Here is a 21,454-nt window from a genome sequence, read left to right on the forward strand (position 1 = left end):
CGGCCGTGCATACGCATCCTAGCCGAACTCCGGCCGCCTTGGGCTTGACACGCGGGTGTCCCCGATGGTGTTCTGCATACGTATTAACAACGAGCTGCGGAGGGTGTCATGGTCAACGGTGAGGGGTGGGTCCCGGCGGCGGAGCTGGAACGCCGGACGATCCGGCGGGCCGATTTCGTGTCCTGCAACCAGGCGTTCATCGACTGCCGGACGCCGGGTTCGGACCGCAAGGAGAACTACTCGATGATCGGCCCGGGGGTGACGCAGAACCCGAACCAGGTGGTGAACCTGCGTGAGCCGCACGGGTTCAACATCGGCGCGGCGGCGATGCCGCACGGCATCACCAACAACCTGCACCTGCACTTCACGGCCGAGGTGTTCCTGTGCTTCCGGGGCGAGTTCCTGCTCCGCTGGGGCGCCGACGGCGACGAGGGCGAGCTGGTGCTCCGCGAGGGCGACATCGCCTCGATCCCGACGTGGATCTTCCGCGGGTTCACCAACATCGGCCCGGACGACGGCTGGCTGTTCACCGTGCTCGGCCACGACGACACCGGCGGCATCATCTGGGGCCCGTCGGTGCTGCGCGAGGCCGAGCGGCACGGCCTGTACCTGAGCGCGGACAACCGGCTCATCGACACCGTCGCCGGGGACGAGGTGCCCGATCCGGCCGAGCTGGTCCGCCCGATGGCCGCGGCGGACATCGCCGCCCTGCCCTCCTACGACGTGGCCAAGCTGCGCCGCCGGGTGGCGACCACGGACGACCTCCGGTGGTCGTCGCGGGCTCTGCTGGGCAGCGCCCTGCCCGGCGGGCGCGCCGAGCTGGCCACGGTGATCGGCTTCGGCATGACCGAGGACCGCGACCAGGAACCGCGGATCCACCAGCCGCACGGGCACAACCTGGCCTGGCTGCGCGCCGAGCCGGGCGAGGGCCTGCTGCCGCACCGCCACGACGAGACCCAGGTCCTGATGGTCAAGGACGGCGAGTGGGAGGTCACGCTCAACCGGCACGACGAGGTGAGCGTGCGGCTGGGGCCGTGGGACATGGTGTCCGTGCCGCGCGGGGCGTGGCGCAGCGTCCGCAACGTCTCCGACGACACGGCGACCCTGCTCGTCGTCAACGGCGGTGACGGCCGGGTGCGCCTGGAGTGGGACGAGGAGGTCGTCAAGGCGGCCGCCGACGCCGGGGTGGGCGTGGACCACAACGGTTACCTCGCGCCCTACCACCTGCTGCCGAAGCCGGTCGGGCGATGACCGTGCCGCCGGTGGTGCTGGTCCCCGGGATGCTCTGCGACGCCGATCTGTGGGCCGATGTCGAGCTGCCCGGGCCGGTGGTCCACGCGGAGATCACCGCGCCGTCCATCGGCGGCATGGCCGCGTAGATCCTGGCCGCGGTCGACGGCCCGTTCGTGCTCGCCGGGCTGAGCCTCGGCGCGATCGCGGGCTTCGAGGCCGCCCGGCTGGCGCCCGGGCGGCTGGCCGGGTTCTGCGCGATCTCCACCAACGCCGGTGCGCCGCGGCCGGAGCAGCTCGGCGGCTGGGCCGAGTTCGGCCGCCGCACCGGCGAAGGCGGGTTCGCCGAGGTCGTCGAGCAGATCCTGCCCGCCATGTTCGCCGATCCGGGTCCCGCGCTGCGGCAACGGTTCCGGGAGATGGCCCACCGGGTGGGGCCGGAGACGTTCCGCGCCCAGCTCGCCGCCCAGGCCACCCGGCGGGACGCCGCCGCCGCGATCGCCGGGCTGTCCTGCCCGGTCCTGGTGCTGTGCGGCGAACGGGACGCGCTGTGCCCGCCCGCGTTCCACCACGCCATCGCCGCCCACGCGGCCGACGCCACCCTCCGGGTCCTCCCGGCGGCCGGTCACCTGCTGACGCTCGAGGAACCCGCCGTCGCGGCCACGGTGCTGCGCGACTGGCTCCAGTCAATCCGATGAAGGAGTTGCCATGCCCAAGGTCCTGAAGTCCGCCGTCCCCGTCGAGCAGGTCGCCGCCCAGCGCACCGACGTCGCCGAGCGGGTGCGCGCGATCATCGCCGACATCCGCGAGCGCGGGGACGCCGCGGTCGCCGAGTACTCGGCCAAGTTCGACTCGTGGTCGCCGGAGTCGTTCCGCCTGTCGCCCGAGCGGATCCAGGAAATCGTCGCCCGGGTGCCGGACCAGGTGCTGGAGGACATCCGGTTCGTGCAGGACCAGGTGCGCACCTTCGCCCGGCACCAGCGCGACTCGCTGCGCGAGTTCGAGGTGGAGACCCTGCCCGGTGTCCACTTGGGACAGAAGCATGTGCCGGTGGCCGCCGCCGGCGCGTACGTCCCCGGCGGGCGGTACCCGCTCACCGCGTCGGCGCACATGACGATCGTGACCGCGAAGGTCGCCGGGGTGCCCCGGGTGGCCGCGTGCACGCCGCCGATCCGCGGCGAGGTGCCCGGGGCCACCGTCGCCGCCATGCACCTGGCCGGTGCCGACGAGATCTACCTCCTCGGCGGGGTGCAGGCGGTGGCCGCCCTCGCCGTCGGCACGGAGACCATCGGGCGGGTCGACCTGATCGCCGGCCCGGGCAACGCCTACGTCGCCGAGGCCAAGCGGCAGCTGTTCGGCGAGGTCGGCATCGACCTGTTCGCCGGGCCGACCGAGGTGCTGATCGTCGCCGACCACACCGCCGACCCGTTCGTCGTCGCGGTGGACCTGTTGTCGCAGGCCGAGCACGGGCCGGACTCGCCCGCGGTGCTGATCACCACCTCCGCGGACCTCGCGCGGGAGGTGCTCGGCCACGTCGAGGCGCTGCTGCCCGGCATGCCGACCCGCGACTTCGCCGAGCCCGCGTGGCGCGACCACGGCGAGATCCACGTGGCCGACACGCTCGACGAGGCGTTCGCGCTGGCGGACACGTTCGCCTCCGAGCACGTCCAGGTGCTCACTGAGCAGCCGCGGCAGGCGCTGGAGAAGATGCGCGACTACGGTGCGCTGTTCCTCGGCCCGGGGACGTGCGTGTCCTTCGGCGACAAGGTGATCGGCACCAACCACGTCCTGCCCACGCGCGGCGCGGCCCGCTACACCGGTGGGCTGTGGGTCGGCAAGTACCTGAAGACCGTGACCTACCAGGAGGTCACCAGCAGCGAGTCGAGCGTGCGGCTGGGCGAGGTCTGCGGGCGCGCGGCGCGCGTGGAGCTGTTCGAGGGGCACGCCCGGTCCGGCGACGTGCGGGCGGCCGGGTTCCGGCGCGGGGAGCTGCCGTGGAACCCGGCGTGAGCGGGCGGACCGCGCTGGTCACCGGCGGCGGCAACGGACTGGGCCGCGCGATCGCCGTCGCGCTGTCGGAAGCCGGTGCGCGGGTCGTGGTGACCGGGCGGCGACGGTCCAGTTTGGACGAAACCGTCGCGGCCCTGCCGGGGCCGGGACGGGCCGCCGTGTGCGACGTGGCCGATCCGGAGTCGGTCGCCGCGCTGGCCGACGAGCTGGCCGGCGAGGAGATCTCGGTGCTCGTCAACAACGCCGGGGTGGCGGGGCCGGTCAAGCCGCTGGTGGAGGTCTTGCCGGAGGAGTGGGACGAGGTGTTCGCGGTCAACGTCCGCGGCGTGTACCTGATGTGCCAGGCGTTCCTGCCGCCGATGGTCGCGCGCGGGGCGGGTGATGTCGTCAACATCGCGTCGGTGAGCGGGAAACGGCCGTTGCTGCGGCGCACGCCGTACTGCGCGTCGAAGATGGCGGTCATCGGGTTGACGGCCACGCTCGCCGGGGAGGTCGGGCCGCACGGGGTGGCGGTGAACTCGCTGTCGCCCGGGCCGGTGGAGGGGCCGCGGATGGCGCGCAACTTCCGGCTGGAGGCCGAGCGCACCGGGGTGAGCTACGACGAGGCGGAACGGGCTTTCGTGGGACGCGCGGCGCTGGGCCGGATGGTGACGGAGTCCGAGGTGGCGGCCGCGGTGCTGGCGATGCTGCGGATGCCGGGGCTGTGCGCCGCGGATATCGACTTGTCGGCGGGAATGGTGGCGCGATGACGACGCTGAAACAGCGGCTCGCGGCGGGGGAGCGGCTGCTCGGTGGTCTGCTGCGGCTGCCGTCGGAGACGCTGGTCGAGATGGCGGGCGTGGCCGGGCTCGACTTCGTGGTGCTCGACTGCGAGCACGGGCCCGCCGATCTGGTGCCGCTGCAGCAGCACGTGGTGGCCGCGCAGGCACACGGCCTCGGGGTGCTGGTCCGGGTCGGGGCGGCCGAGCCCGCGCTCGTGCTGCGGGTGCTCGACCTGGGCGCGGACGGGGTGATCGTGCCGCACGTGGACACCCCGGAGCAGGCCCGCGCGGTCGTCGCGGCCGCGCACTACCCGCCGCTGGGCGAACGGGGTTTCGCGACGTACAGCAGGGCCGGCCGGTTCGGCGCCCGGGGCGTTGCCGAGCACCTCGAACGGTCCGCGGAGACGACGCTGGTCGTGCCGATGATCGAGACCCCGGAGGCGTGCGCCGCGGCGCCGGAGATCCTGGCGGTCCCCGGTGTGGACGCGGTCCTCGTGGGCCCCGCGGACCTGTCCGTCGCGATGGGACTGACCACCGGAGCCGCCGACCCCCGCGTCCGCGAGGCGATGGCCCAGGTCGCCGCCGCTGCCGGGCGCGCGGCCAAGCCGATGGTGAGCATCGTGGGTAGCGTCGAGCAGGCCGGGACCGCCCCGCCGGGCGCGGTGATCTACAACCTGGCCCACGTGCTGCTGCACACGCTGGGCGATCTGGCGTCGGCGCGTTAGATCAGCTTAAGGATCTTGTAAAAACGCTCACTTGTCCTTACGTGGCACCTCCGGCACCGTGGTGGCGGAGGTTCGAGTGAGCACAAGAACAACACGGGTGACCGCCCTCACCGCCGGCCGGCACTCCGACGTGGTGGTGATCGGGTTCGGGCGGGGAACCGCCGACGTCGCTCCGCTGATCGCGACCGCGACCGCGTGGGGAATGACCGGAGCGGTGGGCGAAACGCTCAGGCTGCCCGCGCCGCCGGGGTTCGACGCCGGGTCCGTCCTGCTCGTCGGCCTCGGCGAGCCGGACCCCGACGGCGGATACGGGCCGGACGCACTCCGGCAAGCCGCCGGTGTGGCGGCGCGTGCCCTGGCCGGCGTGCCGAGCGTGGTGCTGGCCCTGCCGGCCGCCACCCCGGAGGCGGTGGAAGCCGTGACGCTGGGCGCGGTGCTCGGCCAGTACTCGTTCGACGCCTACCGCAGCGCGCGACAGCCCGCGGCGACCGAATGGGGCGTGCTCACCGGCCTGGACCACGCGGAGGCCGATGCCGCGGTGCGGCGCGCGGTGGTTCTCGCGCACGAGGTGAACCGCGCGCGGGATCTGGTCAACACGCCCGCCAACGACCTGTACCCCGAGGTCTTCGCCGCGGAGGTCCAGGCGGTGGGCGCCGAACACGGGCCGGCGGTCGAGGTCCTCGACGAGAAAGCGCTTGCGGCGGCGGGGTTCGGCGGTCTGCTCGGCGTCGGGCAGGGCTCGGTCCGGCCGCCGCGGCTGGTGCGGATCTCCTACGCGCACCCGGACGCGGCGACCGGCATCGCCCTGATCGGCAAGGGCATCACCTACGACTCCGGCGGGCTGTCGCTCAAGCCCGTCGGGTCGAACGAGATCATGAAACGCGACATGGCGGGCGCCGCCGCGGTGTTCGCCGCCGTGGTCGCGGCCGCGCGGCTCGAGGTGCCCGTGCGGGTCAGCGGCTGGCTCGCCCTCGCGGAGAACATGCCGTCCGGTTCGGCCACCCGCCCCGGCGACGTGCTCCGCATGTACGACGGGCGCACGGTCGAGGTGCTCAACACCGACGCCGAGGGGCGGATCGTCCTCGCCGACGCGATCGCCCGCGCCGCGGAGGACGAGCCGGACGTGATCGTCGACGTCGCCACGCTGACGTTCGCGATGCGCATGGCGCTGGGCAACCGGATGTTCGGGGTGATGTCGCCCAGCGAGGCGTTCGCGGCCCGCGGCGCCGCGGCCGCCCGCCGCGCCGGTGAGCAGGCGTGGCCGCTGCCGTTGCCGGCGGATCTGCGCCCCAGCCTGAACTCGACGGTCGCCGACATCGCGAACGTGGGGGAGCGCCTGGGCGGTGCGCTGGTCGCGGGGTTGTTCCTGAAGGAGTTCGTGCCGGACGGCACGCCGTGGGCGCACCTCGACATCGCCGGCCCCGCCTTCCACGAGGGCGAGCCCCACGGCGACACCCCGCGGGGCGGCACCGGCGCGGCGGTGCGGACGCTGGTGCAGCTGATGCGCGAGCTCGCGGAGGCGGGGACATGACGTCCCGGCGCCCGGTGGTGACCCGGTCACTCCGCGCCGACGGTCGTCGCTGACGGCGGGACAGAGTGGCGATCGCCCGGGAGGCCGGCGGAAGTGCCGCCCGGGGACCCTGTTCCGGAGTGCTCACGTGCGGGCACGCGACGATCGTCACGCACGGTCGAGGGGCTGCGTCCGGCCTGGGAGGCGCTGGTGGCGCTGAGCCGCGAGACGGGGTGCAACGGGGGCACGGCGTTTTCGCGCCACGTTCCTCCGGTGAGAGCGGCGCCCCTCCCGCCCGGGGCGGCGGATCACCGCGTGGTCCTCGTGCTGCGGCGCAGCGCTTCCGGTGTGCTGATGACTTCCGCGTGCGCCTTGCGGACCTTCGTCAGCGCGGCCGCCATGACCTGTTTCTCCTCCTCGGTCAGGTACTGGGCGAAGTGCTGTTCGATGCCGCGCAGGTACCGCGGCGCGGTGCCGTGGAAGGCGCTCGCGCCCTCGTCGGTCATGGCCGCCCACACCACCCGGCGGTCCTCCTCGTCGCGGATCTTCGTCACCAGCCCGGCGGCCACCATCTCGTCGACCAGCCGGCTCACCCGGGTCCGGCTGAGCACGACCCGGTCGGCCAGGTCGTTCATGCGCAGCCGCCGCCGCGGGCCGGCGTTCAGCTCCAGCAGCACGTCGTACCAGGTGAGGGGGATGGTGCCGGCCCGGGTCAGGTCCGAGTCGATGGCCCGCAGCGCCGCGTTGTACGCCAGCAGCATCGCGCGCCAGGCCGCCACGCCCGTGTCGTCAGCAGTGTCCACGACTCCTAGGATAACCTATTGTGTGCGTGCGCACGCATCTATAGTGTGAGTGCCAGGGAAACCCGAGAGAAGGGGAAGAACATGACGGGATCAGTGATGCCCACCCGGCGGCTGGGCGACGTGGAGCTGCCGGCCGCCGGCACCTGGAAGATCGACCCGGGGCACGCCGAGGTCGGCTTCGTCGGCAGGCACTTCATGCTGACCAAGGTCCGCGGCCGGTTCACCGGCGTGGACGGCGCGGTGGAGGTCGCGGAGAACCCGGCGGACAGCAAGGTCTCGGTGACCATCGACATGGCGTCGGTGAACAGCGGCGACCAGGCCCGCGACGACCACCTCCGCTCGGCCGACTTCTTCGACGTGGACGGCAACCCCACCGCCGCCTTCACCTCCACCGAGGTGCGGTGGGAGGGCAGCGGCGGCTCGATGACCGGGGATCTGACGATCAAGGGCGTGACCAGGCCGGTCACCCTGAGCATCGACTACCTCGGCTACGCGCAGGACCCGTGGGACAACCACCGCGCGGTCTTCTCGGCCCGGAGCCGGATCAACCGCGAGGACTGGGGCCTGACCTGGAACATGCCGCTGGCCAAGGGCGGCCTGCTCGTGTCCAGGGAGATCGACCTGCAGTTCGAGGTCGAGCTGATCTACGCCGGCTGACCACGACCTGCCCGGCGCCTGCGGCGCGGCCCCCGCCGGGCAACCCCGGCAGCTTCCGGCCACCCGGGGCGACGCGCGCCCCGGAATCCCTACCGTGCAGGGCATGGAAGATCTCGGCCCACTCGTGCAGTCCTACCCGAGCGACAACGGCCGCCGGCTGCGGCAGGCCGTCGCGTGCCTGGTCGCCACCGCCGGCCTGGTCCCGCTCGGCCTGCTCATGGTGAAGCTGGACGAATACCTGTACGGCAACACCCCGGCCGAGACCTCGATGACCGCCCCCGTCTGGGCCGGGAGCGCGTGTTTCGGGCTCAGCGTGCTGTTGCTGCCCTACGGGCTGCGGCGGCTCGTCCAGGGCCTGCGGCACCGCGGCGAACGCATCAACCTGCACACCGGCGGTTTCGTCCACCACCGCAACGCCGGAGCGCGCACGGAGTTCCGGTGGAGTGACATCGTGGTGGTCGACGCGCGCGGGAACTGGCAGCCCGGGAAGCTCGGCCACCGCATCGGCATCGACTGGCGCTGCGTGGTCAAACGCGCCGACGGGCGGAAGGTGGTCGTGAACTCCTTCTTCCCCGGCGCGCGGGACCTGGCCGACCGCATCACCCGCGCCGCCGCGCCCCGGCCGCACTGAGCGATGCACTGGCGCGACAGGGTCGCGGTCGCGGTCGCGGCGGCCGTGGGGCTGGGTGCCGTCGCCACGGGCGTGGCGATCATCTGGCTGACCGTCGCCGGCGTCGATCTCCTGGCCGCGCTGCACGGCGAGGACGAGCGCGGCGTGCGACGCGGGAACACCGTCTTCGAGTCGGTGTTCCTGATCGCCCTCGGCGCGGGGGCCATCCTGCCGGTCCTGGTGCCCCTGGGGAAGATCGTGGCCCGCCGGCGCCGGTCCGGCCGGACGGCTGACCGCCCGGCCCGGCCACTCAGTACACCTCGGCGAGCAGGTCGAGCACCTCCGCCTCGGTGGGGGTGCGCGGGTTGTTGCGCGTCACCGGGTCCTGCACCGCGGCGCGGGCCAGCTCCGGCAGCATCTCCCGCGCCACGCCCAGCTGCCGCAGCGGCTTCCGGATTTCCAGCGGCCCCGACAGCTCCCGCACCGCGGCGATCGTCGCGGCCGTGCCGTCACCGTCGACGGCACCCAGGGCACGCGCGGCCTGCGCGTGCGCCGCGGCCGCGGCCGGGGCGTTGAACGCGATCACCTCCTCCAGCACGGCGGCCAGCGCGACCCCGTGCGGGGTGCCGGTGTGCGCGGTGATCGCGTGCCCGATCCCGTGCACCAGCCCCAGACCGGAAATGGTCAGCGCCTGCCCGGCCAGATGAGCGCCGAACATGAGCTGGGCCCGGGCCTCCAGATCGCCGCCGTCCCGGTGGGCCACCGGCAGCCAGCGCCCGATCAGCGTCACCGCGTGCTGGGCGAACGCGGCCGACATCGGGTTCGCCCCGCGCGCGGCCAGCGACTCGATCCCGTGGACGAGCGCGTCGACGCCGGTCGCCGCGGTGACCCGCGACGGCAGCCCGAGCGTCAGTTCCGGGTCCAGGACCGCGATCCGCGGCCGCACCGACGGGTGTCCGATGTAGACCTTCCGGCACGCGCAGGTGTCCTCGATGACGCCGAACCCGTTGGTCTCCGCGCCGGTGCCCGACGTGGTGGGCACCGCGATCACCGCCAGCGCGTCCGCGGCGTCCCACAGCGCGTCCGCGTCGGCCGCGGCGGCGCCCGGGTTCCCGGCCAGCAGCGCGATGCCCTTGGCCGCGTCCAGTGGCGAACCGCCGCCGAGCGCGATCACCACCGCCCGGCCGAACGCGCGGGCACGGGCGGCCCCGCGATCGATCTCGGCGGCCGAGGGGTTGGCGCTGATGTCGTCGTGGATCTCGTGCTCGATCCCGGCGGAGTGCAGGATCTTGCCGGCCCGCGGCGCGATCCCCGCCGCCTGCAGGCCCCGGTCCGTGACCACCAGCGCGCGCTGGTGCCCCAGCTCGGTGACGAACCGGGGGAGGTCCTCGACCGCACCGGCGCCGAACTCGACGCGGCAGGTGGGCTCGATCGTCACGCGCCCGGCGGTCACAGCGCACCCGCCGGAGCCAGGCGGAACGGACGGCCGGCCAGCCCCTCGTACAGCCGCACCGGGCTCATCTCGCCGGCCAGGTCGCCGAACTGCGCCTTGGCCCGCCGGTAGATCTGCTCGACCAGCGCGGACACTTCCGTCGACACGCCCAGTTCCCGCCCGAGGTCGACGGCCAGACCGAGATCCTTGCACGCCAGCGCCATGGCGAACGAGTCGTCGTAGTCGCCGTCGGCGAGCACCGATTCGATGTCGCGTTCGAGGAAGTTCGACGCGGCGGGGCTGGCCAGCAGCGACGCGCGCAGCACCCCGAGGTCGACCCCGGCCTTCACGCCCATCGCCAGGACCTCCGAGGTGGCCACGACGTGGCAGAACCACAGCAGGTTGATCATCAGCTTGGCGGTGTACCCGGACCCGGCGCCGCCGATGTGCAGGATCCGCCCGGGATCGCCCATCGCGGTGAACAGCGGCATGGCGCGCTGGAACTGCGTGGCGTCCCCGCCCACGAAGATCTGCAGGGTGCCCGCTTCCGCGCCGCGCGCCATCCCGCTGACCGGCGCGTCCAGGCGGTGCACGCCGCGGGCGTCGAGGACCTCCTGGGCGACCCGGTCGGCGGCCGCCGGGGTGGAGGTGGACATGTCGACCCACAGCGCGCCCGGTTCGAGCGCCGCGGCCGCGCCGCCCCGCAGCAGGACGTCCTCGACGATGCGCGGGGTGGGCAGCATGGTGATCAGGACCTCGGCCGCCGCCGCGCACTCGGCCGGGCTGCCGGCCCAGGCCGCGCCGAGGGCCAGGTGCTCGGCCGCCGCCTCGGGGCGGGCGTCGTGCACGGTGACCTCGTGACCGGCGTGGATCAGGTGGCGGGCCATGTGCCTGCCCATGTTGCCCAGTCCGATGAATCCGATTCTCATGGTTGTCCTCACAATCCGACCCGTCAGGACAGGTCGATCCAGGTGGTCTTGAGCGCGGAGTAGGCGTCCAGCGCGTGCAGGGACTTGTCCCGGCCCGCCCCGGTCGCCTTGAAGCCGCCGAACGGGGTGATCACGTCGCTGGCGTCGAAGGTGTTGATCCAGACGGTGCCGGCGCGCAGCAGCCGCGCCACGCGGTGCGCGGTCGTCACGTCCCGGGTCCACACCGAGGCGACCAGGCCGAAGTCGGAGTCGTTCGCCAGCCGCGCGCCCTCCTCGGCGTCCCCGTCGAAGGTGATCACCGACAGCACCGGGCCGAACACCTCCTCGCGGGCGATGGTCATGTCGTTCGACACACCGTCCACAATGGTCGGCTCCAGGAAGGTGCCGCCCGTCCCGGTGCGGATCCGCTGCCCGCCGAGCACCGTCGCGGCGCCCTCGGCCCGTGCGATGTCCAGGTAGCCGAGGACGCGCCGCAGCTGGGTCTCGTCCACGATCGGGCCCATCACGGTGGCCGGATCCAGCGGATCGCCCACCCGGAACGTCTCCCGCGTGATCTTGACGATCTCCTCCAGCAGCCGGTCCTTCACCGCGCGGTGCACGATGAGACGGGACCCGGCGTTGCAGGTCTGGCCCGCGTTGTAGAAGATGCCCCACGCCACGGCGGACGCGGCCGCCGGGACGTCGGCGTCCGGCAGCACCAGCTGCGGCGACTTGCCGCCCGCTTCGACGGCGACCTGCTTGCCGTTGGACTCCCCGGAGTACACCTGGAAGCGCCGCGCGACCTCGGCCGAGCCGGTGAACGCGATCTTGTCCACGTCCGGGTGCCTGCCGAGCGCCTGCCCGGCGACCTCACCCCGGCCCGGTACCACGTTGAGCACCCCGGCCGGCAGCCCGGCCTCGTGCGCGAGCCGCGCCAGCAGCAGCGCGGCCAGCGACGTCTGCTCGGCCGGCTTGAGCACCACCGAGTTCCCGGCCGCCAGCGCCGGCCCGAGTTTCCAGGACGCGATCAGCAGGGCGTAGTTCCACGGCACGACCGCGCCGATCACGCCCAGCGGCTCCCGGGTGATGAAGGCCAGGGCGTCGCCGGGCGCGGGGGCGACCTCGCCGTAGGTCTTGTCGATCGTCTCGGCGTACCAGGCGATGGTCTCCGCGGTCTTGGCCACGTCCACCCGCAGCGCCTCGGTCACCGGCTTGCCCATTTCGAGCGTGTCGAGCAGGGCGAGCTCGTCGGCGTGCGCGGTGATGGCGTCCGCCCAGCGCAGCATGATCCGCTTGCGCTCCTTGGGCGGCAGGCCCCGCCACCGGGCGTCGTCGAAGGCGGCCCGCGCCGCGCGCACCGCGCGGTCGATGTCCGCCGCGCCCCCGGCCTGAACTTCGGTGAGCACCCTGCCGTCGCGCGGGGAGGTGGTGGCGAACACCTCGCCGGAGAGCGCGCCGGTGAAGGCGCCGTCGATGAACGGCCGGGTCTCGAAGGTGATCCGCTCGGCGGCGGCCAGCCACGCCGCGTGGTCCCGCTGCACCGTCATCGGATCCGCCACCGCCGCACCGCGTCCTCGTCGAGTTCGACGCCGAGGCCCGGCGCCTGCGGGACCTCCAGCTCACCGGCGGCGTTGATCATCACCGGTTCGGTGAGCATGAAGTCGCGCCGCTCCGGCGTCCAGCCCGGCGGGTCGAACGGGAACTCGAAGTACGGGCCGCCCCCGACCCCGGCGGCGACGTGCAGGTTCGCCAGCACGCCGATGCCGTTGGTCCAGCTGTGCGGCGTGAACTGCCGGTGCTTGAGCTGCGCCACCTCGGCGAGGGTCCGGGCGCGGTGCATGCCCACGGCCAGCACGACGTCCATCTGGTACACGTCCAGCACGTCGTGTTCCAGGTACCGCAGCAGTTCCGGGACCGAGTGGTGCATCTCGCCCGCGGCGATCCGCACGCCCGGGTTGTCCGCCCGCAGCACCCGGAAGCCCTCCAGATCGGCGTAGGGCAACGGTTCCTCGACCCAGAACACGTCCAGCTCGGCCAGCCTGCGCACGATCCGGCGGGTCTTCACCAGGTCCGAGGCGTCCGCGGTGTCCCCGGCCATGCGCCAGGACTGGTTGAGGTCGACCATGATCTCGAAGTCCGGGCCGAGCGCGGTGCGCACCGCCTCCACCGCGGCGATGCCGTCGGCCACCCGGTCCCGGTCGATGCGGATCTTGACCGCCCGGAAGCCGGCCGCACGCGCCTGGAGCGCGGTCTCCACCCGGTCCGCCGGGGATTTGAGTTCGGCGCTGGAGGCGTAGGCGGGCAGGGACCGGGCCGCGTTGCCGAACAGCGCGGCGACCGGCAGGCCCGCCGTCTTGCCGATGATGTCCCAGAGCGCGACCTCCAGCGGCCAGTAGTGGCCGCCGTGGAAGTTGGCGGTCTCGATCGCCTTGACGTGCCGCACGATGTCGAGCGGATCGGCACCCAGGAACAGGTCCCGGAACGCCTCGAACCCGTCCATGGTGTCGCCCGAGCCGATCCCGGTGATCCCCTCGTCGGTGTGCACCCGGACGATCGTGGCGTCGAAGTGCCGCCGCGGCTCGGGATCCCACGCGGCGCGCAGCGGCGGGTCCAGCTCCAGCCGCAGCCGGTCGAGCGTGATGTCGGTGATCTTCATCGGGCGGCCTCCGGCGCGGACTCGGCGAGCACGGCGGCACCCGGCTCGTAGAACGGGTTGGCCGCGCCGGCCCGCGCCGCCGCCTGGACCTCGTCGACGGTCGGCGTGCCCGCCACGGCGGCGCGGATCGCGCCGAACGCGGCCGCCCGCTGGTTGCGGAAGGACTCGTCGAGGTCGGCCACGCCGGGGTTGACCCAGACCGCGGCGATGATCAGCAGGTCGTCCGCCTCGGCGGCCGGGATCAGCCCGTGCTCGACCGCGTCGGCGACGCCGTGGGCCAGCCCGGCCTGGGCCGAGCCCCAGGTGGCCCGCTCGTGCAGGTCGCCGGAGGCGGCCGCCTTGGTGACGAACAACGTCAGCGGCTTGACCGGCACGCTGGGCCGCAGCACGGTCACGAACGGCACGTGCCCGGCGCTCGGGGTGGCCAGCGCGGTCGCCCAGGCGGTTTCCACGGGCCCGCCCTTGCGCCCCACCACGATGTTGGTGTGCGCGGCGTTGACCCCCGTGCCGACGAACGACTCGCCGGCCAGCGCTGCAGGCGCGAAAGTCATGGAAGCTCCAGAAGTGGCGGATGGTGTTGACGCAGCCGAACGGTAAGGAGCCGGGGGAGGGGCGGCAAGGAGTTCCGGGCGATCGCAACGTCGGTTGCGCTGGCGGCAACTCCAGGCGTGACCAGCGCCGTTACCCCTGGTTTACGCTACGGCGGTGAGTTCGGACGGGCAGGGCGCCGGCGCGCGCAACCAGGGCCACGGCCTGCGCCGGGACATCGACCTGCTGGAGGCGCTGGCGTCGGAGGAGGCCCAGCACGCCGGCGGCCTCGGCGTGGTCCGGCTGGCGCAGCTGGTCGGCCGGGAGAAGAGCCAGGTGTCGCGTGCGCTGAAGGCGCTCGCCGGGGAGGGCATCGTCGAGCGCGACCCGGACACCCTGGAGTACCGGCTGGGCTGGCGGTTGTTCTCCCTGGTGGCGCGCACGGTCGAGGACCGGCTGCTGCGGGCCGCGGAACCGGTCATGCGCTCGCTGTCCGGCGAGCTGGAGGAGACCGTCCACCTGTGCGTGCTGCGCGACAACCAGGTGCTCACCCTACTGTCGGTGTCCGGGCACTCCTTCCGCGTGCAGGGCTGGGAAGGCCGGGGCGTGCCCGCGCCCTGCACGTCCGCGGGCCGGGTCCTCCTGCAGGACGCCGCACCGGACGACCTGTACGTCCGGTTCGGACTGCGCGCCGATCTCGGGGCCGGCTGCCCGCGATCGGAGGTGCGCACGCTGCCCGACCTGTGGTCGCGGATCCAGCGGGGCAAACGCGACGGCTACGCCGCCGTCCGCGAGGAGTTCGAACCCGATCTCGTCGGGGTTTCCGCGCCGGTGCGCGACTTCCGCGGGCGCGTGGTCGCCGCGCTGAACGTCTCCGCGCCCAAGGACCGGTTCGGCGCGCGGCTGGACGACGCCGGCCGGGTCACGGCACGGGCCGCCGGGGCGGTCTCGGAACAGCTGGGCTGGCGGATGCGCGCCGTCCCGCCCGCGTCCCGGCGCTTCACCTGAGGCGGTTGTCCTCACCGCAACTCAGGTTGCGAAACACCGGGTTCTCTTGCCGCGCAACACGTGCGGCTCATACGTTGCCTCGCGCCAGGTCAGGGTGTGAGGAGAACAGAATGGACATCGACGCGATCGCGAAGGCCGCGGCGGGGGAGGGCGACCTGTTCGTCGGCGGGCGCTGGCTGCCCGCCGCCGACGGCCGGACCTTCCCGGTCTTCGACCCGGCCACCACCGAGCCGATCCGCGAGGTGTCCGCGGCCTCCGCCGAGGACGCCCGGGCGGCGCTCGATGTGGCGCAGGACGGGTTCGAGCAGTGGCGGGCGGTCGCGCCACGGCGCCGGTCCGAGGTGCTGCACGCCGCCTTCGCCGCGATGCACGAGCACGCGCCGGCCCTGGCCCGGCTGATCACCCTGGAGAACGGCAAGGCCTACCGCGACGCGCTCGCCGAGGTCTCCTACGCCGCGGAGTTCTTCCGCTGGTTCGCCGAGGAGGCCGTCCGCATCGGGTCCGGCTTCGCCGACGCGCCCGGCGGCGGCTACCGGCACGTGGTGCGCAAACAACCGGTCGGGGTCGCGGCGTTCGTCACCCCGTGGAACTTCCCGGCCGCGATGGCCACCCGCAAGATCGCGCCCGCCCTGGCCGCCGGCTGCGCGGTGGTGCTCAAGCCCGCGCCGGAGACGCCGCTGACCGCGCTGGCGATCGCCGGGCTGCTCGCCGAAGCCGGGCTGCCCGCCGGGGTGTGCACCGTGCTGCCCACCGACCGGGCCGCCGAGGTGGGCGGTGTCTGGCTGGGCGACGAGCGGGTGCGGAAGTTCTCCTTCACCGGATCCACCGCCACCGGCCGGGTCCTGCTCCGGCAGGCGGCGGACAACATCGTGAACGTGACCATGGAACTCGGCGGGAACGCCCCGTTCATCGTCTGCGCCGACGCCGATGTGGACGCCGCCGTGCGTGGCGCGATGGACGCCAAGATGCGCGGTGGTGGGGAGGTCTGCATCGCCGCCAACCGGTTCTACGTGCACGCCGGCGTCGCCGACGAGTTCACCGCCAAGCTCGGCGCGGCGATGGCCGCGGTCCCGATCGGACCCGGGTTCGGCGAGGGGGTCGGCCTCGGGCCGATGATCAACCAGGCCGCGGTGGACAAGATCGCCGGTCTGGTCGCCGACGCCGTCGCCCGCGGCGCCACGATCGCCGCCCAGGGGCCCCGGCCCGAGGGACCCGGCTGGTTCCACCCCGCGACCGTGCTGGCCGGGGTGCCGGACGACGCGGAGATCATGCACACCGAGGTGTTCGGCCCGGTCGCGCCGATCACCACCTTCACCGAGGAGGCCGATCTGCTCGCGCGCGCCAACGATTCCGTGCACGGTCTCGCGGCCTACGTTTACTCCGGCGACCTGGGCCGTGCCCTGCGCCTCGCCGACCGCCTGGAGACCGGGATGGCCGGCATCAACCGCGGCCTGATCTCCGACCCGGCCGCGCCGTTCGGCGGCGTGAAGCAGTCCGGGCTCGGCCGCGAGGGCGGCCGCGAAGGGATCGACGCCTTCCTGGAGACCAAGTACCTGGCCGTGGACTGGCCGGCCTAGCCCCGCGTTTCCCCATTCCCCCACGAGAACAGGACGGATCATGGCAGCGTTGCCCGATACCGACACCGGCGGCTCCGCCACCGACGAGCGCGGCCGCCGCCGGCTGCGCACCAAGCTGATGCTCGCCACCCAGGTGGGGCAGGGCATCGACGGCTACATCCTCGGCGGCATCGGCGCCGCGATGCCCGCGATCGTCGCCGACATGCGCATGTCGGACTGGACGGCCGGGCTGATCGGCGCGTCGGCGCTGGTCGGCATCTTCGTCGGCGGGCCGCTGTTCGGCTGGTTCGCCGACCGCTTCGGCAGGCGGATCGTGTTCCTCACCGACATGATGATCTTCCTGGTCGGGTCGATCGCTCAGTTCTTCGTGGACAACGCGTGGCAGCTGTTCGTCATCCGGCTGGTGATGGGCATCGCGATCGGCGGCGAGTACGCCATCGGCGCGCCGCTGCTGTCGGAGTACGCGCCCCGGCACAACCGCGGGCGGCTGCTGGCCAGTCTCGAGGTCAGCTGGTACGTCGGGTTCATGCTGGCGTTCGCGGTGGGCTACGCGCTGTCCGATGTGGACGACGGGTGGCGCTGGACGCTGGGCAGCAGCACGCTGATCGCGCTGGTGTGCGTGGCGCTGCGCGGCGGCATCCCGGAATCGGCCCGGTGGCTGCTCAGCAAGGGCAGGCGCGCCGAGGCCGAGGAGCTCATCCGCCGCTACGGCATGGACGTCGACGTGGACACCGAACTGGCCGACGGCGAGCGGCGCAACAGCCTGCGCCTGCTGTTCACCCGCCGCCACCTGCGCAGCACCGTGTTCGCCAGCACGTTCTGGGCGGCGCTCGTGCTGCCGTACTTTGCCATCGGCACGTTCTCCCCGCAGGTGCTGGAGGCCCTCGGACTCGGCGACGCGCTCGCCGGTTCGCTGGCCAGCAACGCGCTCGCCGTGCTCGGGGTGGCCGCGGGCTGCCTGCTCGTCGAGCGCATCGGCCGCCGCAGGCTCTTGATCCCGCCGTTCTGGATCACCGCGGCGGCGCTGGCGCTGATCGGGTTCTGGCCCACCGCGCCGATCGCCGTGGTCGTCGCGTGCTTCCTCGTGTTCGCCTTCCTCAACGCGGCCTCCAGCGCGCTGACCGCGGTCTACCCGCTGGAGGTGTTCCCGACCGCGATCCGCACGACCGGGGTCGGCTTCGCGACGGCGATGAGCCGGGTCGGGGCCGCGATCGGCACCTTCCTGCTCCCGGTGACGCTCACCCACCTCGGCGTCGGACCGACGATGCTGATCGGGGCGGGCGTGCTCACCGCGGGCGGGCTGCTGTCGCACTTCCTCGCCCCGGAGACCGCCGGACTGGAACTGAGCCACGCCGCACGAGCGGCGACCGAGGGGAGCAACCGGTAGCTCCCGCTTGCGCCCGGCCCTGTCCCACGCAGGGACGGGGCCGCTTGCGTTGGCGGAGCGCCGAAACCCAGAGGCGCGGTGCCAGACGTAGGGGTGTCCGGCAAAGCTTTCATCCAGATGGTGACGTCGTGGATGGGGATGGCTGCGTCGTAGACCGCGGCGGGAGTAGGTGTTCGATGGCGTCGCGGTAGATGGGTCGCCGTGCGTCGCGGGAACCGCGGCGGTTCCGGTGTCCTGCTCGGTCGGCCGGCTCGGGGATGACCGCCCGGATTCCCGCCGGCGTACGTGTGCGGATCGCGCCGCCGGCACATCCCGCCAGACGATTCCGCACCGAAACCGGCGATGATGCCCGAGACCGTCGCCCGCGTATCCGGAAACGGCCGGCCAGGCTCGCCCGTGGGCACCGGCAGCACGTCAACGCCGCCACGGCACACTCGGCGGCCACCCACCAGCCGACTGCCACCAACCTGATGGCCAAGTACACCTAGCGCCGGCTCAGGAACTCGCCTCGTCGGTGCGGGCGCCGGCCAGGATGGCGTCCAGCAGGCCCGGGTAGCGCGCGTCCAGGTCGTCGCGGCGCAGGGTCAGCAGGTTCTCCCGGCCCGACGGCTCCTGGATGATCACGCCGCTGTCGCGCAGCACCCGCCAGTGGTGGGTCATCGTCGACTTGGCCGGGATGCCCAGCTCGGTCAGCACGCTGGTGCAGTTGTGCTCGCCGCCGCCGGCCAGCACACGGACGGCGGCCAGCCGCACCGGATGGCCCAGCGCCGACAGCACGCCGTCGATGCGGATCTGCTCACGCTCCGGATGACGGTACCTCACGGTACTACCGTACACGGAAAGTCGAACTATCACCTTGCGCTACGGTTCGACTGTACGTAATTATTCGTACAGTCGTACTCTGCTCTTGGAAGGTGTTCTCTCGCATGTCCGCTGTTCCCCGACAGCCCGCCGCCCGGCGGACGGGCTGGATCCTGGTCCTGCTGGCGCTCGCGCAGCTGATCTACGCCCTGGACCTCAACATCGTGTTCGTCGCCCTCCCCGAGATCGGCGCGGACCTGGGCTTCCCCGGTCAGACCCAGCAGCTGGTGGTCAGCGCCTACGTCGTGTTCGCCGGCGGGTTCCTGCTCTTCGGCGGCCGGGCCGCCGACCTGCTGGGCCGCCGCCGGGTGTTCGTGTTCGCCCTGGCCCTCTACGCGATCTCGTCGCTGGCCGGTGGCCTCGCGCCGAACCCGGCCACGATCATCATCGCTCGTGCGGTGCAGGGGATCGGTGGCGCACTGCTGCTGCCGTCGACCCTGTCGCTGATCAACACGTTGTTCCCGGAGGGACCGCAGCGCAACCGCGCGCTGGCCGTCTGGGGCGGCGCGGGCGCCAGCGGCCTGACCATCGGGGCACTGCTCGGCGGTGTGCTCACCGAGAACTTCGGGTGGCCCGCCGTCTTCTACGTCAACGTCCCGCTGGCCGGCCTCGTGGCGCTGGCCGCGCTGGCGGTGATCCCGCGCGACCCGGCGGGCGGGCCGCGGCGCCGCTTCGACCTGCCCGGTTCGCTGACCGTCACCGGCGGCGCGACGCTGCTCGTGTTCGCCCTCGTCCAGGGCCCCGAGCAGGGCTGGGGCAGCTCGCTGGTGATCGGCGCGTTCGCGCTGGCCGCCGTGCTGCTCGTGGCGTTCGCGGTGATCGAAGCACGCAGCGCCGACCCGCTCATGCCGTTCCGGCTGTTCGGCAACCCCAGCCTGACCACGGGCATGATCGTCACGTTCATCTACATGGCCACGTTCGGCGTGCTGCCCTACTTCCTGACCGTGCTCATGCAGAGCGTGCACGGCTACAGCGCCCTGCAGACCGGACTCGCGTTCCTGGTGCCCTCGCTGGCGATCGCGACCGGGACCCAGCTCGGCGAGCGGCTGACCACGCGCATCGGCCTGCGCACCACGCTGATCCTCGGCTTCGGGGTCGGCGTCGTGGGCACCGCGGCCATGGCGATCGGGTTCGACGCCGGCGCCGGCTACGGCGTGCTGGTGCCCGGGCTCATCGTCTCCGGCGTCGGCCAGGGTGTGGTGTGGACCGCGATGTGGATCGCCGCCGCCACCGGCACCGCCGCCCACGAGCAGGGTGTCGCCAACGGCATCGCCTCCACGGCGCTGAACATCGGCAACGCGATCGGGCTGGCGGTGTTCACCGCGCTCGCCGACATCGGCACCGAAGGGAAGACGGGCGAGGCGCTGCGCACGGCCACCGCGGACGGCGAATTCCTCGTCGTGCTGCTGACCGCCGCCGGCATGGTCCTCGGGTTGCTGGTCAGCCTCGCCCTGCGGCGCACCCGTGCCGCGGCTCCCGCGGAACCGGTCGCCGCGGCGTGACCGGACCGGGCAGGGCGAGCCCGTCGCCCTGCCCGGTTTCCCGGCGGTTCAGGAACTCGTCCGCGCGTAGTGCCCGGCGATCTCGTCGCTGGTGGTGAGCCAGACGTCGTCGTGGCTCGCGATGTAGGCCAGCGCCTCGTCCAGGTAGCGGGCGCGGAACGGCTGGCCGATGACGAACGGGTGCAGCGGCAGCGCCATGACCCGGCCGCTGGTGGCGGAGTCGGCGTAGAGCTGGTCGAACTGGTCCTTGATGATCTGGAGCACCTCGGGGCCGGTGAACCCCTGGGTGATGAACATCAGCAGGTCGTTGACCTCCAGCGTGTACGGCACGCTCAGCATGCCCGGCACGTTGAGCCGGTAGGGCTGGTCGTCGTTGGTCCAGTCCAGCACGTAGCTCAGGCCGAGTTCGGACAGCAGCCGCGGCGTGTGGAACGTTTCGGTGAGACCGGGGCCCATCCAGCCCTTCGGCCGCTGCCCGGTCGCCTTCTCGATCGTGGTGACCGCGTCGGTGAGGATCGCCCGCTCCTCGTCGATCTCGAGGTTGGCGTGCAGCCGCGAGTTGGTCTGCCCGTGCACGAGCCAGGCCCAGTCCCGGGCCCGGCCCGCCTCGACCACCTGCGGGTAGTGCTCGGCGACCTCGGAGTTGAGCAACGCCGACGCGCGGATGCCGTGCCGGTCCAGGATGTCGATGACCCGCCAGATCCCGACGCGCAGGCCGTAGTCGCGCCAGCCGTAGTTGAGCGCGTCGGGCACCAGCGTGTTCGTGGACGCCCAGATGCTGGTGGACGGCTTGTCGACGTGGAAGTGCTCGATGTTGAGACCGACGTAGAACGCGAGACGGGCCCCGTTCGGCCAGACGACGGGCTCGCGCTCGGTGATCGGCTGGTAGTCGAAGAGTTCCAGACTCATGCGGCCAGCGTGCAACGTTGACACCAGTGTGAAGGTCAAGCGCGACGCCGATCACGACCACGTGATCAGCGCGTCCAGCGCCTCCACCCGGGAACCGGTCACCAGCAGCGGGTTGACCTCCAGCGCGGTCAGCCGCGGGCCCAGCTCCACGGCCAGCTCCCCGATGCGCGCGATCACCTCCGACAGCCGCCCGAGGTCGGCCGGCTCCGCGCCGCGGGCGCCGGTCAGCAGGCCGTACCCGCGCAGCTCGGCCAGCGCCGCACGCACGTCGTCCGGGGTGACCGGCAGCAGCCGCAGCGCGGTGTCCCGCAGCGCCTCCACCCACACCCCGCCCAGGCCGATCGCCATGGCCGGGCCCCACGCCGGATCCCGCACCACCC

22 protein-coding genes are annotated in these 21,454 nt (G+C 72.9%); 13 read left to right on the forward strand and 9 right to left on the reverse strand.

The features are described 5' to 3' along the window. Nucleotides 1-108: 108 nt before the first annotated feature. From D0D15_RS04020 to D0D15_RS04045, 7 genes are all read left to right on the forward strand, one after another. The gene (locus tag D0D15_RS04020) at nucleotides 109-1,251 is read left to right on the forward strand and encodes a cupin domain-containing protein (protein ID WP_094005062.1); all 1,143 of its coding nucleotides are present in this window, start codon (nucleotides 109-111) and stop codon (nucleotides 1,249-1,251) included. Beyond that, nucleotides 1,248-1,379 carry a hypothetical protein gene (locus tag D0D15_RS37540; RefSeq protein WP_279630549.1) on the forward strand — a complete coding sequence of 44 codons (132 nt, stop codon included), beginning with the start codon at nucleotides 1,248-1,250 and terminating at the stop codon, nucleotides 1,377-1,379. Before D0D15_RS04020 ends, D0D15_RS37540 begins: the two co-directional genes overlap by 4 nt. A 27-nt stretch (nucleotides 1,380-1,406) precedes the next feature. Beyond that, on the forward strand, nucleotides 1,407-1,928 hold the full coding sequence (locus D0D15_RS04025) for an alpha/beta fold hydrolase (RefSeq protein WP_208646163.1): 522 nt from the start codon (nucleotides 1,407-1,409) through the stop codon (nucleotides 1,926-1,928). Nucleotides 1,929-1,938: 10 nt separating this feature from the next. Next, nucleotides 1,939-3,240, forward strand: a complete 1,302-nt coding sequence (gene hisD / locus D0D15_RS04030) for a histidinol dehydrogenase (protein WP_094005060.1) — start codon at nucleotides 1,939-1,941, stop codon at nucleotides 3,238-3,240. Next, nucleotides 3,225-3,989 (forward strand): SDR family NAD(P)-dependent oxidoreductase, encoded by a 765-nt coding sequence (locus D0D15_RS04035; protein WP_094005059.1) that lies wholly within the window; start codon nucleotides 3,225-3,227, stop codon nucleotides 3,987-3,989. Before hisD ends, D0D15_RS04035 begins: the two co-directional genes overlap by 16 nt. Next, nucleotides 3,986-4,726 carry an HpcH/HpaI aldolase family protein gene (locus D0D15_RS04040; protein ID WP_094005058.1) on the forward strand — a complete coding sequence of 247 codons (741 nt, stop codon included), beginning with the start codon at nucleotides 3,986-3,988 and terminating at the stop codon, nucleotides 4,724-4,726. The genes D0D15_RS04035 and D0D15_RS04040 overlap by 4 nt, the downstream gene beginning before the upstream one ends. Before the next feature lie 97 nt (nucleotides 4,727-4,823). Further along, nucleotides 4,824-6,257, forward strand: coding sequence for a leucyl aminopeptidase (locus tag D0D15_RS04045; protein ID WP_115944246.1), 1,434 nt, complete (start codon nucleotides 4,824-4,826; stop codon nucleotides 6,255-6,257). A gap of 287 nt (nucleotides 6,258-6,544) precedes the next feature. On the opposite strand, the gene D0D15_RS04050 is transcribed toward D0D15_RS04045, so the two are convergent. Then, nucleotides 6,545-7,039: a MarR family winged helix-turn-helix transcriptional regulator gene (locus D0D15_RS04050; RefSeq protein ID WP_198958196.1), complete on the reverse strand. Its 495-nt coding sequence runs from the start codon at nucleotides 7,037-7,039 to the stop codon at nucleotides 6,545-6,547. 81 nt (nucleotides 7,040-7,120) lie between these two features. Here D0D15_RS04050 and D0D15_RS04055 point away from each other — a divergent pair, with 81 nt between their 5' ends. Further along, nucleotides 7,121-7,696 carry a YceI family protein gene (locus tag D0D15_RS04055; RefSeq protein ID WP_094005056.1) on the forward strand — a complete coding sequence of 192 codons (576 nt, stop codon included), beginning with the start codon at nucleotides 7,121-7,123 and terminating at the stop codon, nucleotides 7,694-7,696. A gap of 103 nt (nucleotides 7,697-7,799) precedes the next feature. After that, nucleotides 7,800-8,327, forward strand: a complete 528-nt coding sequence (locus D0D15_RS04060; RefSeq protein ID WP_094005055.1) for a hypothetical protein — start codon at nucleotides 7,800-7,802, stop codon at nucleotides 8,325-8,327. Nucleotides 8,328-8,616: 289 nt separating this feature from the next. On the opposite strand, the gene D0D15_RS04065 is transcribed toward D0D15_RS04060, so the two are convergent. The 5 genes from D0D15_RS04065 to fae are packed head-to-tail and all read right to left on the reverse strand — an operon-like array spanning nucleotide 8,617 to nucleotide 13,853. Further along, entirely contained in the window at nucleotides 8,617-9,744 is a 1,128-nt protein-coding gene (locus tag D0D15_RS04065; RefSeq protein WP_244214933.1) for an iron-containing alcohol dehydrogenase family protein, read from the reverse strand. Between the two features lie 11 nt (nucleotides 9,745-9,755). Further along, a complete protein-coding gene (locus D0D15_RS04070; protein ID WP_094005053.1) occupies nucleotides 9,756-10,667 on the reverse strand; it encodes an NAD(P)-dependent oxidoreductase in 912 nt (303 codons plus the stop codon). Between the two features lie 23 nt (nucleotides 10,668-10,690). After that, on the reverse strand, nucleotides 10,691-12,205 hold the full coding sequence (locus D0D15_RS04075; protein WP_233157209.1) for an aldehyde dehydrogenase: 1,515 nt from the start codon (nucleotides 12,203-12,205) through the stop codon (nucleotides 10,691-10,693). Then, the gene (locus tag D0D15_RS04080) at nucleotides 12,190-13,302 is read right to left on the reverse strand and encodes a mandelate racemase/muconate lactonizing enzyme family protein (protein WP_094005052.1); all 1,113 of its coding nucleotides are present in this window, start codon (nucleotides 13,300-13,302) and stop codon (nucleotides 12,190-12,192) included. Before D0D15_RS04080 ends, D0D15_RS04075 begins: the two co-directional genes overlap by 16 nt. Next, on the reverse strand, nucleotides 13,299-13,853 hold the full coding sequence (gene fae, locus D0D15_RS04085; RefSeq protein WP_094005051.1) for a formaldehyde-activating enzyme: 555 nt from the start codon (nucleotides 13,851-13,853) through the stop codon (nucleotides 13,299-13,301). The genes D0D15_RS04080 and fae overlap by 4 nt, the downstream gene beginning before the upstream one ends. 154 nt (nucleotides 13,854-14,007) lie before the next feature. On the opposite strand from fae, the gene D0D15_RS04090 reads away from it, so the two are divergent. The 3 genes from D0D15_RS04090 (at nucleotide 14,008) to D0D15_RS04100 (ending at nucleotide 17,802) form a co-directional block, all read left to right on the forward strand. Continuing rightward, nucleotides 14,008-14,838 (forward strand): IclR family transcriptional regulator, encoded by an 831-nt coding sequence (locus tag D0D15_RS04090; protein WP_094005050.1) that lies wholly within the window; start codon nucleotides 14,008-14,010, stop codon nucleotides 14,836-14,838. Nucleotides 14,839-14,948: 110 nt separating this feature from the next. Continuing rightward, nucleotides 14,949-16,415: an NAD-dependent succinate-semialdehyde dehydrogenase gene (locus D0D15_RS04095; protein ID WP_094005049.1), complete on the forward strand. Its 1,467-nt coding sequence runs from the start codon at nucleotides 14,949-14,951 to the stop codon at nucleotides 16,413-16,415. Between the two features lie 40 nt (nucleotides 16,416-16,455). Beyond that, complete coding sequence (locus D0D15_RS04100) at nucleotides 16,456-17,802, forward strand: MFS transporter (RefSeq protein WP_244214934.1); 1,347 nt, start codon at nucleotides 16,456-16,458, stop codon at nucleotides 17,800-17,802. 495 nt (nucleotides 17,803-18,297) lie between these two features. Here D0D15_RS04100 and D0D15_RS04105 read toward each other — a convergent pair whose 3' ends face one another. Next, nucleotides 18,298-18,624, reverse strand: coding sequence for an ArsR/SmtB family transcription factor (locus D0D15_RS04105; protein ID WP_094005048.1), 327 nt, complete (start codon nucleotides 18,622-18,624; stop codon nucleotides 18,298-18,300). 104 nt (nucleotides 18,625-18,728) lie between these two features. Here D0D15_RS04105 and D0D15_RS04110 point away from each other — a divergent pair, with 104 nt between their 5' ends. Beyond that, nucleotides 18,729-20,165: an MFS transporter gene (locus D0D15_RS04110; RefSeq protein ID WP_198958195.1), complete on the forward strand. Its 1,437-nt coding sequence runs from the start codon at nucleotides 18,729-18,731 to the stop codon at nucleotides 20,163-20,165. A 48-nt stretch (nucleotides 20,166-20,213) separates the two neighbouring features. Here D0D15_RS04110 and D0D15_RS04115 read toward each other — a convergent pair whose 3' ends face one another. Together D0D15_RS04115 and D0D15_RS04120 are read right to left on the reverse strand one after the other, a co-directional pair. Further along, the gene (locus tag D0D15_RS04115; protein ID WP_094005047.1) at nucleotides 20,214-21,074 is read right to left on the reverse strand and encodes a polysaccharide deacetylase family protein; all 861 of its coding nucleotides are present in this window, start codon (nucleotides 21,072-21,074) and stop codon (nucleotides 20,214-20,216) included. Between the two features lie 51 nt (nucleotides 21,075-21,125). Next, nucleotides 21,126-21,454 (reverse strand): acetate--CoA ligase family protein (locus D0D15_RS04120; RefSeq protein ID WP_208646164.1); only part of this gene is annotated, 329 nt, incomplete at its 5' end.

It is taken from the genome of Amycolatopsis thermalba (assembly GCF_003385215.1).
Taxonomy (GTDB): Bacteria; Actinomycetota; Actinomycetes; order Mycobacteriales; family Pseudonocardiaceae; genus Amycolatopsis_E; species Amycolatopsis_E thermalba.

What these genes read in the sequence shown, in the direction of transcription:
- D0D15_RS04020 (WP_094005062.1), top strand. Translation starts at nt 109, where the DNA reads ATGGTCAACGGTGAGGGGTGGGTCCCGGCGGCGGAGCTGGAACGCCGG.
- D0D15_RS37540 (WP_279630549.1), top strand. Translation starts at nt 1,248, where the DNA reads ATGACCGTGCCGCCGGTGGTGCTGGTCCCCGGGATGCTCTGCGACGCC.
- hisD (WP_094005060.1), top strand. Translation starts at nt 1,939, where the DNA reads ATGCCCAAGGTCCTGAAGTCCGCCGTCCCCGTCGAGCAGGTCGCCGCC.
- D0D15_RS04040 (WP_094005058.1), top strand. Translation starts at nt 3,986, where the DNA reads ATGACGACGCTGAAACAGCGGCTCGCGGCGGGGGAGCGGCTGCTCGGT.
- D0D15_RS04055 (WP_094005056.1), top strand. Translation starts at nt 7,121, where the DNA reads ATGACGGGATCAGTGATGCCCACCCGGCGGCTGGGCGACGTGGAGCTG.
- D0D15_RS04060 (WP_094005055.1), top strand. Translation starts at nt 7,800, where the DNA reads ATGGAAGATCTCGGCCCACTCGTGCAGTCCTACCCGAGCGACAACGGC.
- D0D15_RS04070 (WP_094005053.1), bottom strand. Translation starts at nt 10,667, where the DNA reads ATGAGAATCGGATTCATCGGACTGGGCAACATGGGCAGGCACATGGCC.
- D0D15_RS04080 (WP_094005052.1), bottom strand. Translation starts at nt 13,302, where the DNA reads ATGAAGATCACCGACATCACGCTCGACCGGCTGCGGCTGGAGCTGGAC.
- fae (WP_094005051.1), bottom strand. Translation starts at nt 13,853, where the DNA reads ATGACTTTCGCGCCTGCAGCGCTGGCCGGCGAGTCGTTCGTCGGCACG.
- D0D15_RS04095 (WP_094005049.1), top strand. Translation starts at nt 14,949, where the DNA reads ATGGACATCGACGCGATCGCGAAGGCCGCGGCGGGGGAGGGCGACCTG.
- D0D15_RS04100 (WP_244214934.1), top strand. Translation starts at nt 16,456, where the DNA reads ATGGCAGCGTTGCCCGATACCGACACCGGCGGCTCCGCCACCGACGAG.
- D0D15_RS04110 (WP_198958195.1), top strand. Translation starts at nt 18,729, where the DNA reads ATGTCCGCTGTTCCCCGACAGCCCGCCGCCCGGCGGACGGGCTGGATC.
- D0D15_RS04115 (WP_094005047.1), bottom strand. Translation starts at nt 21,074, where the DNA reads ATGAGTCTGGAACTCTTCGACTACCAGCCGATCACCGAGCGCGAGCCC.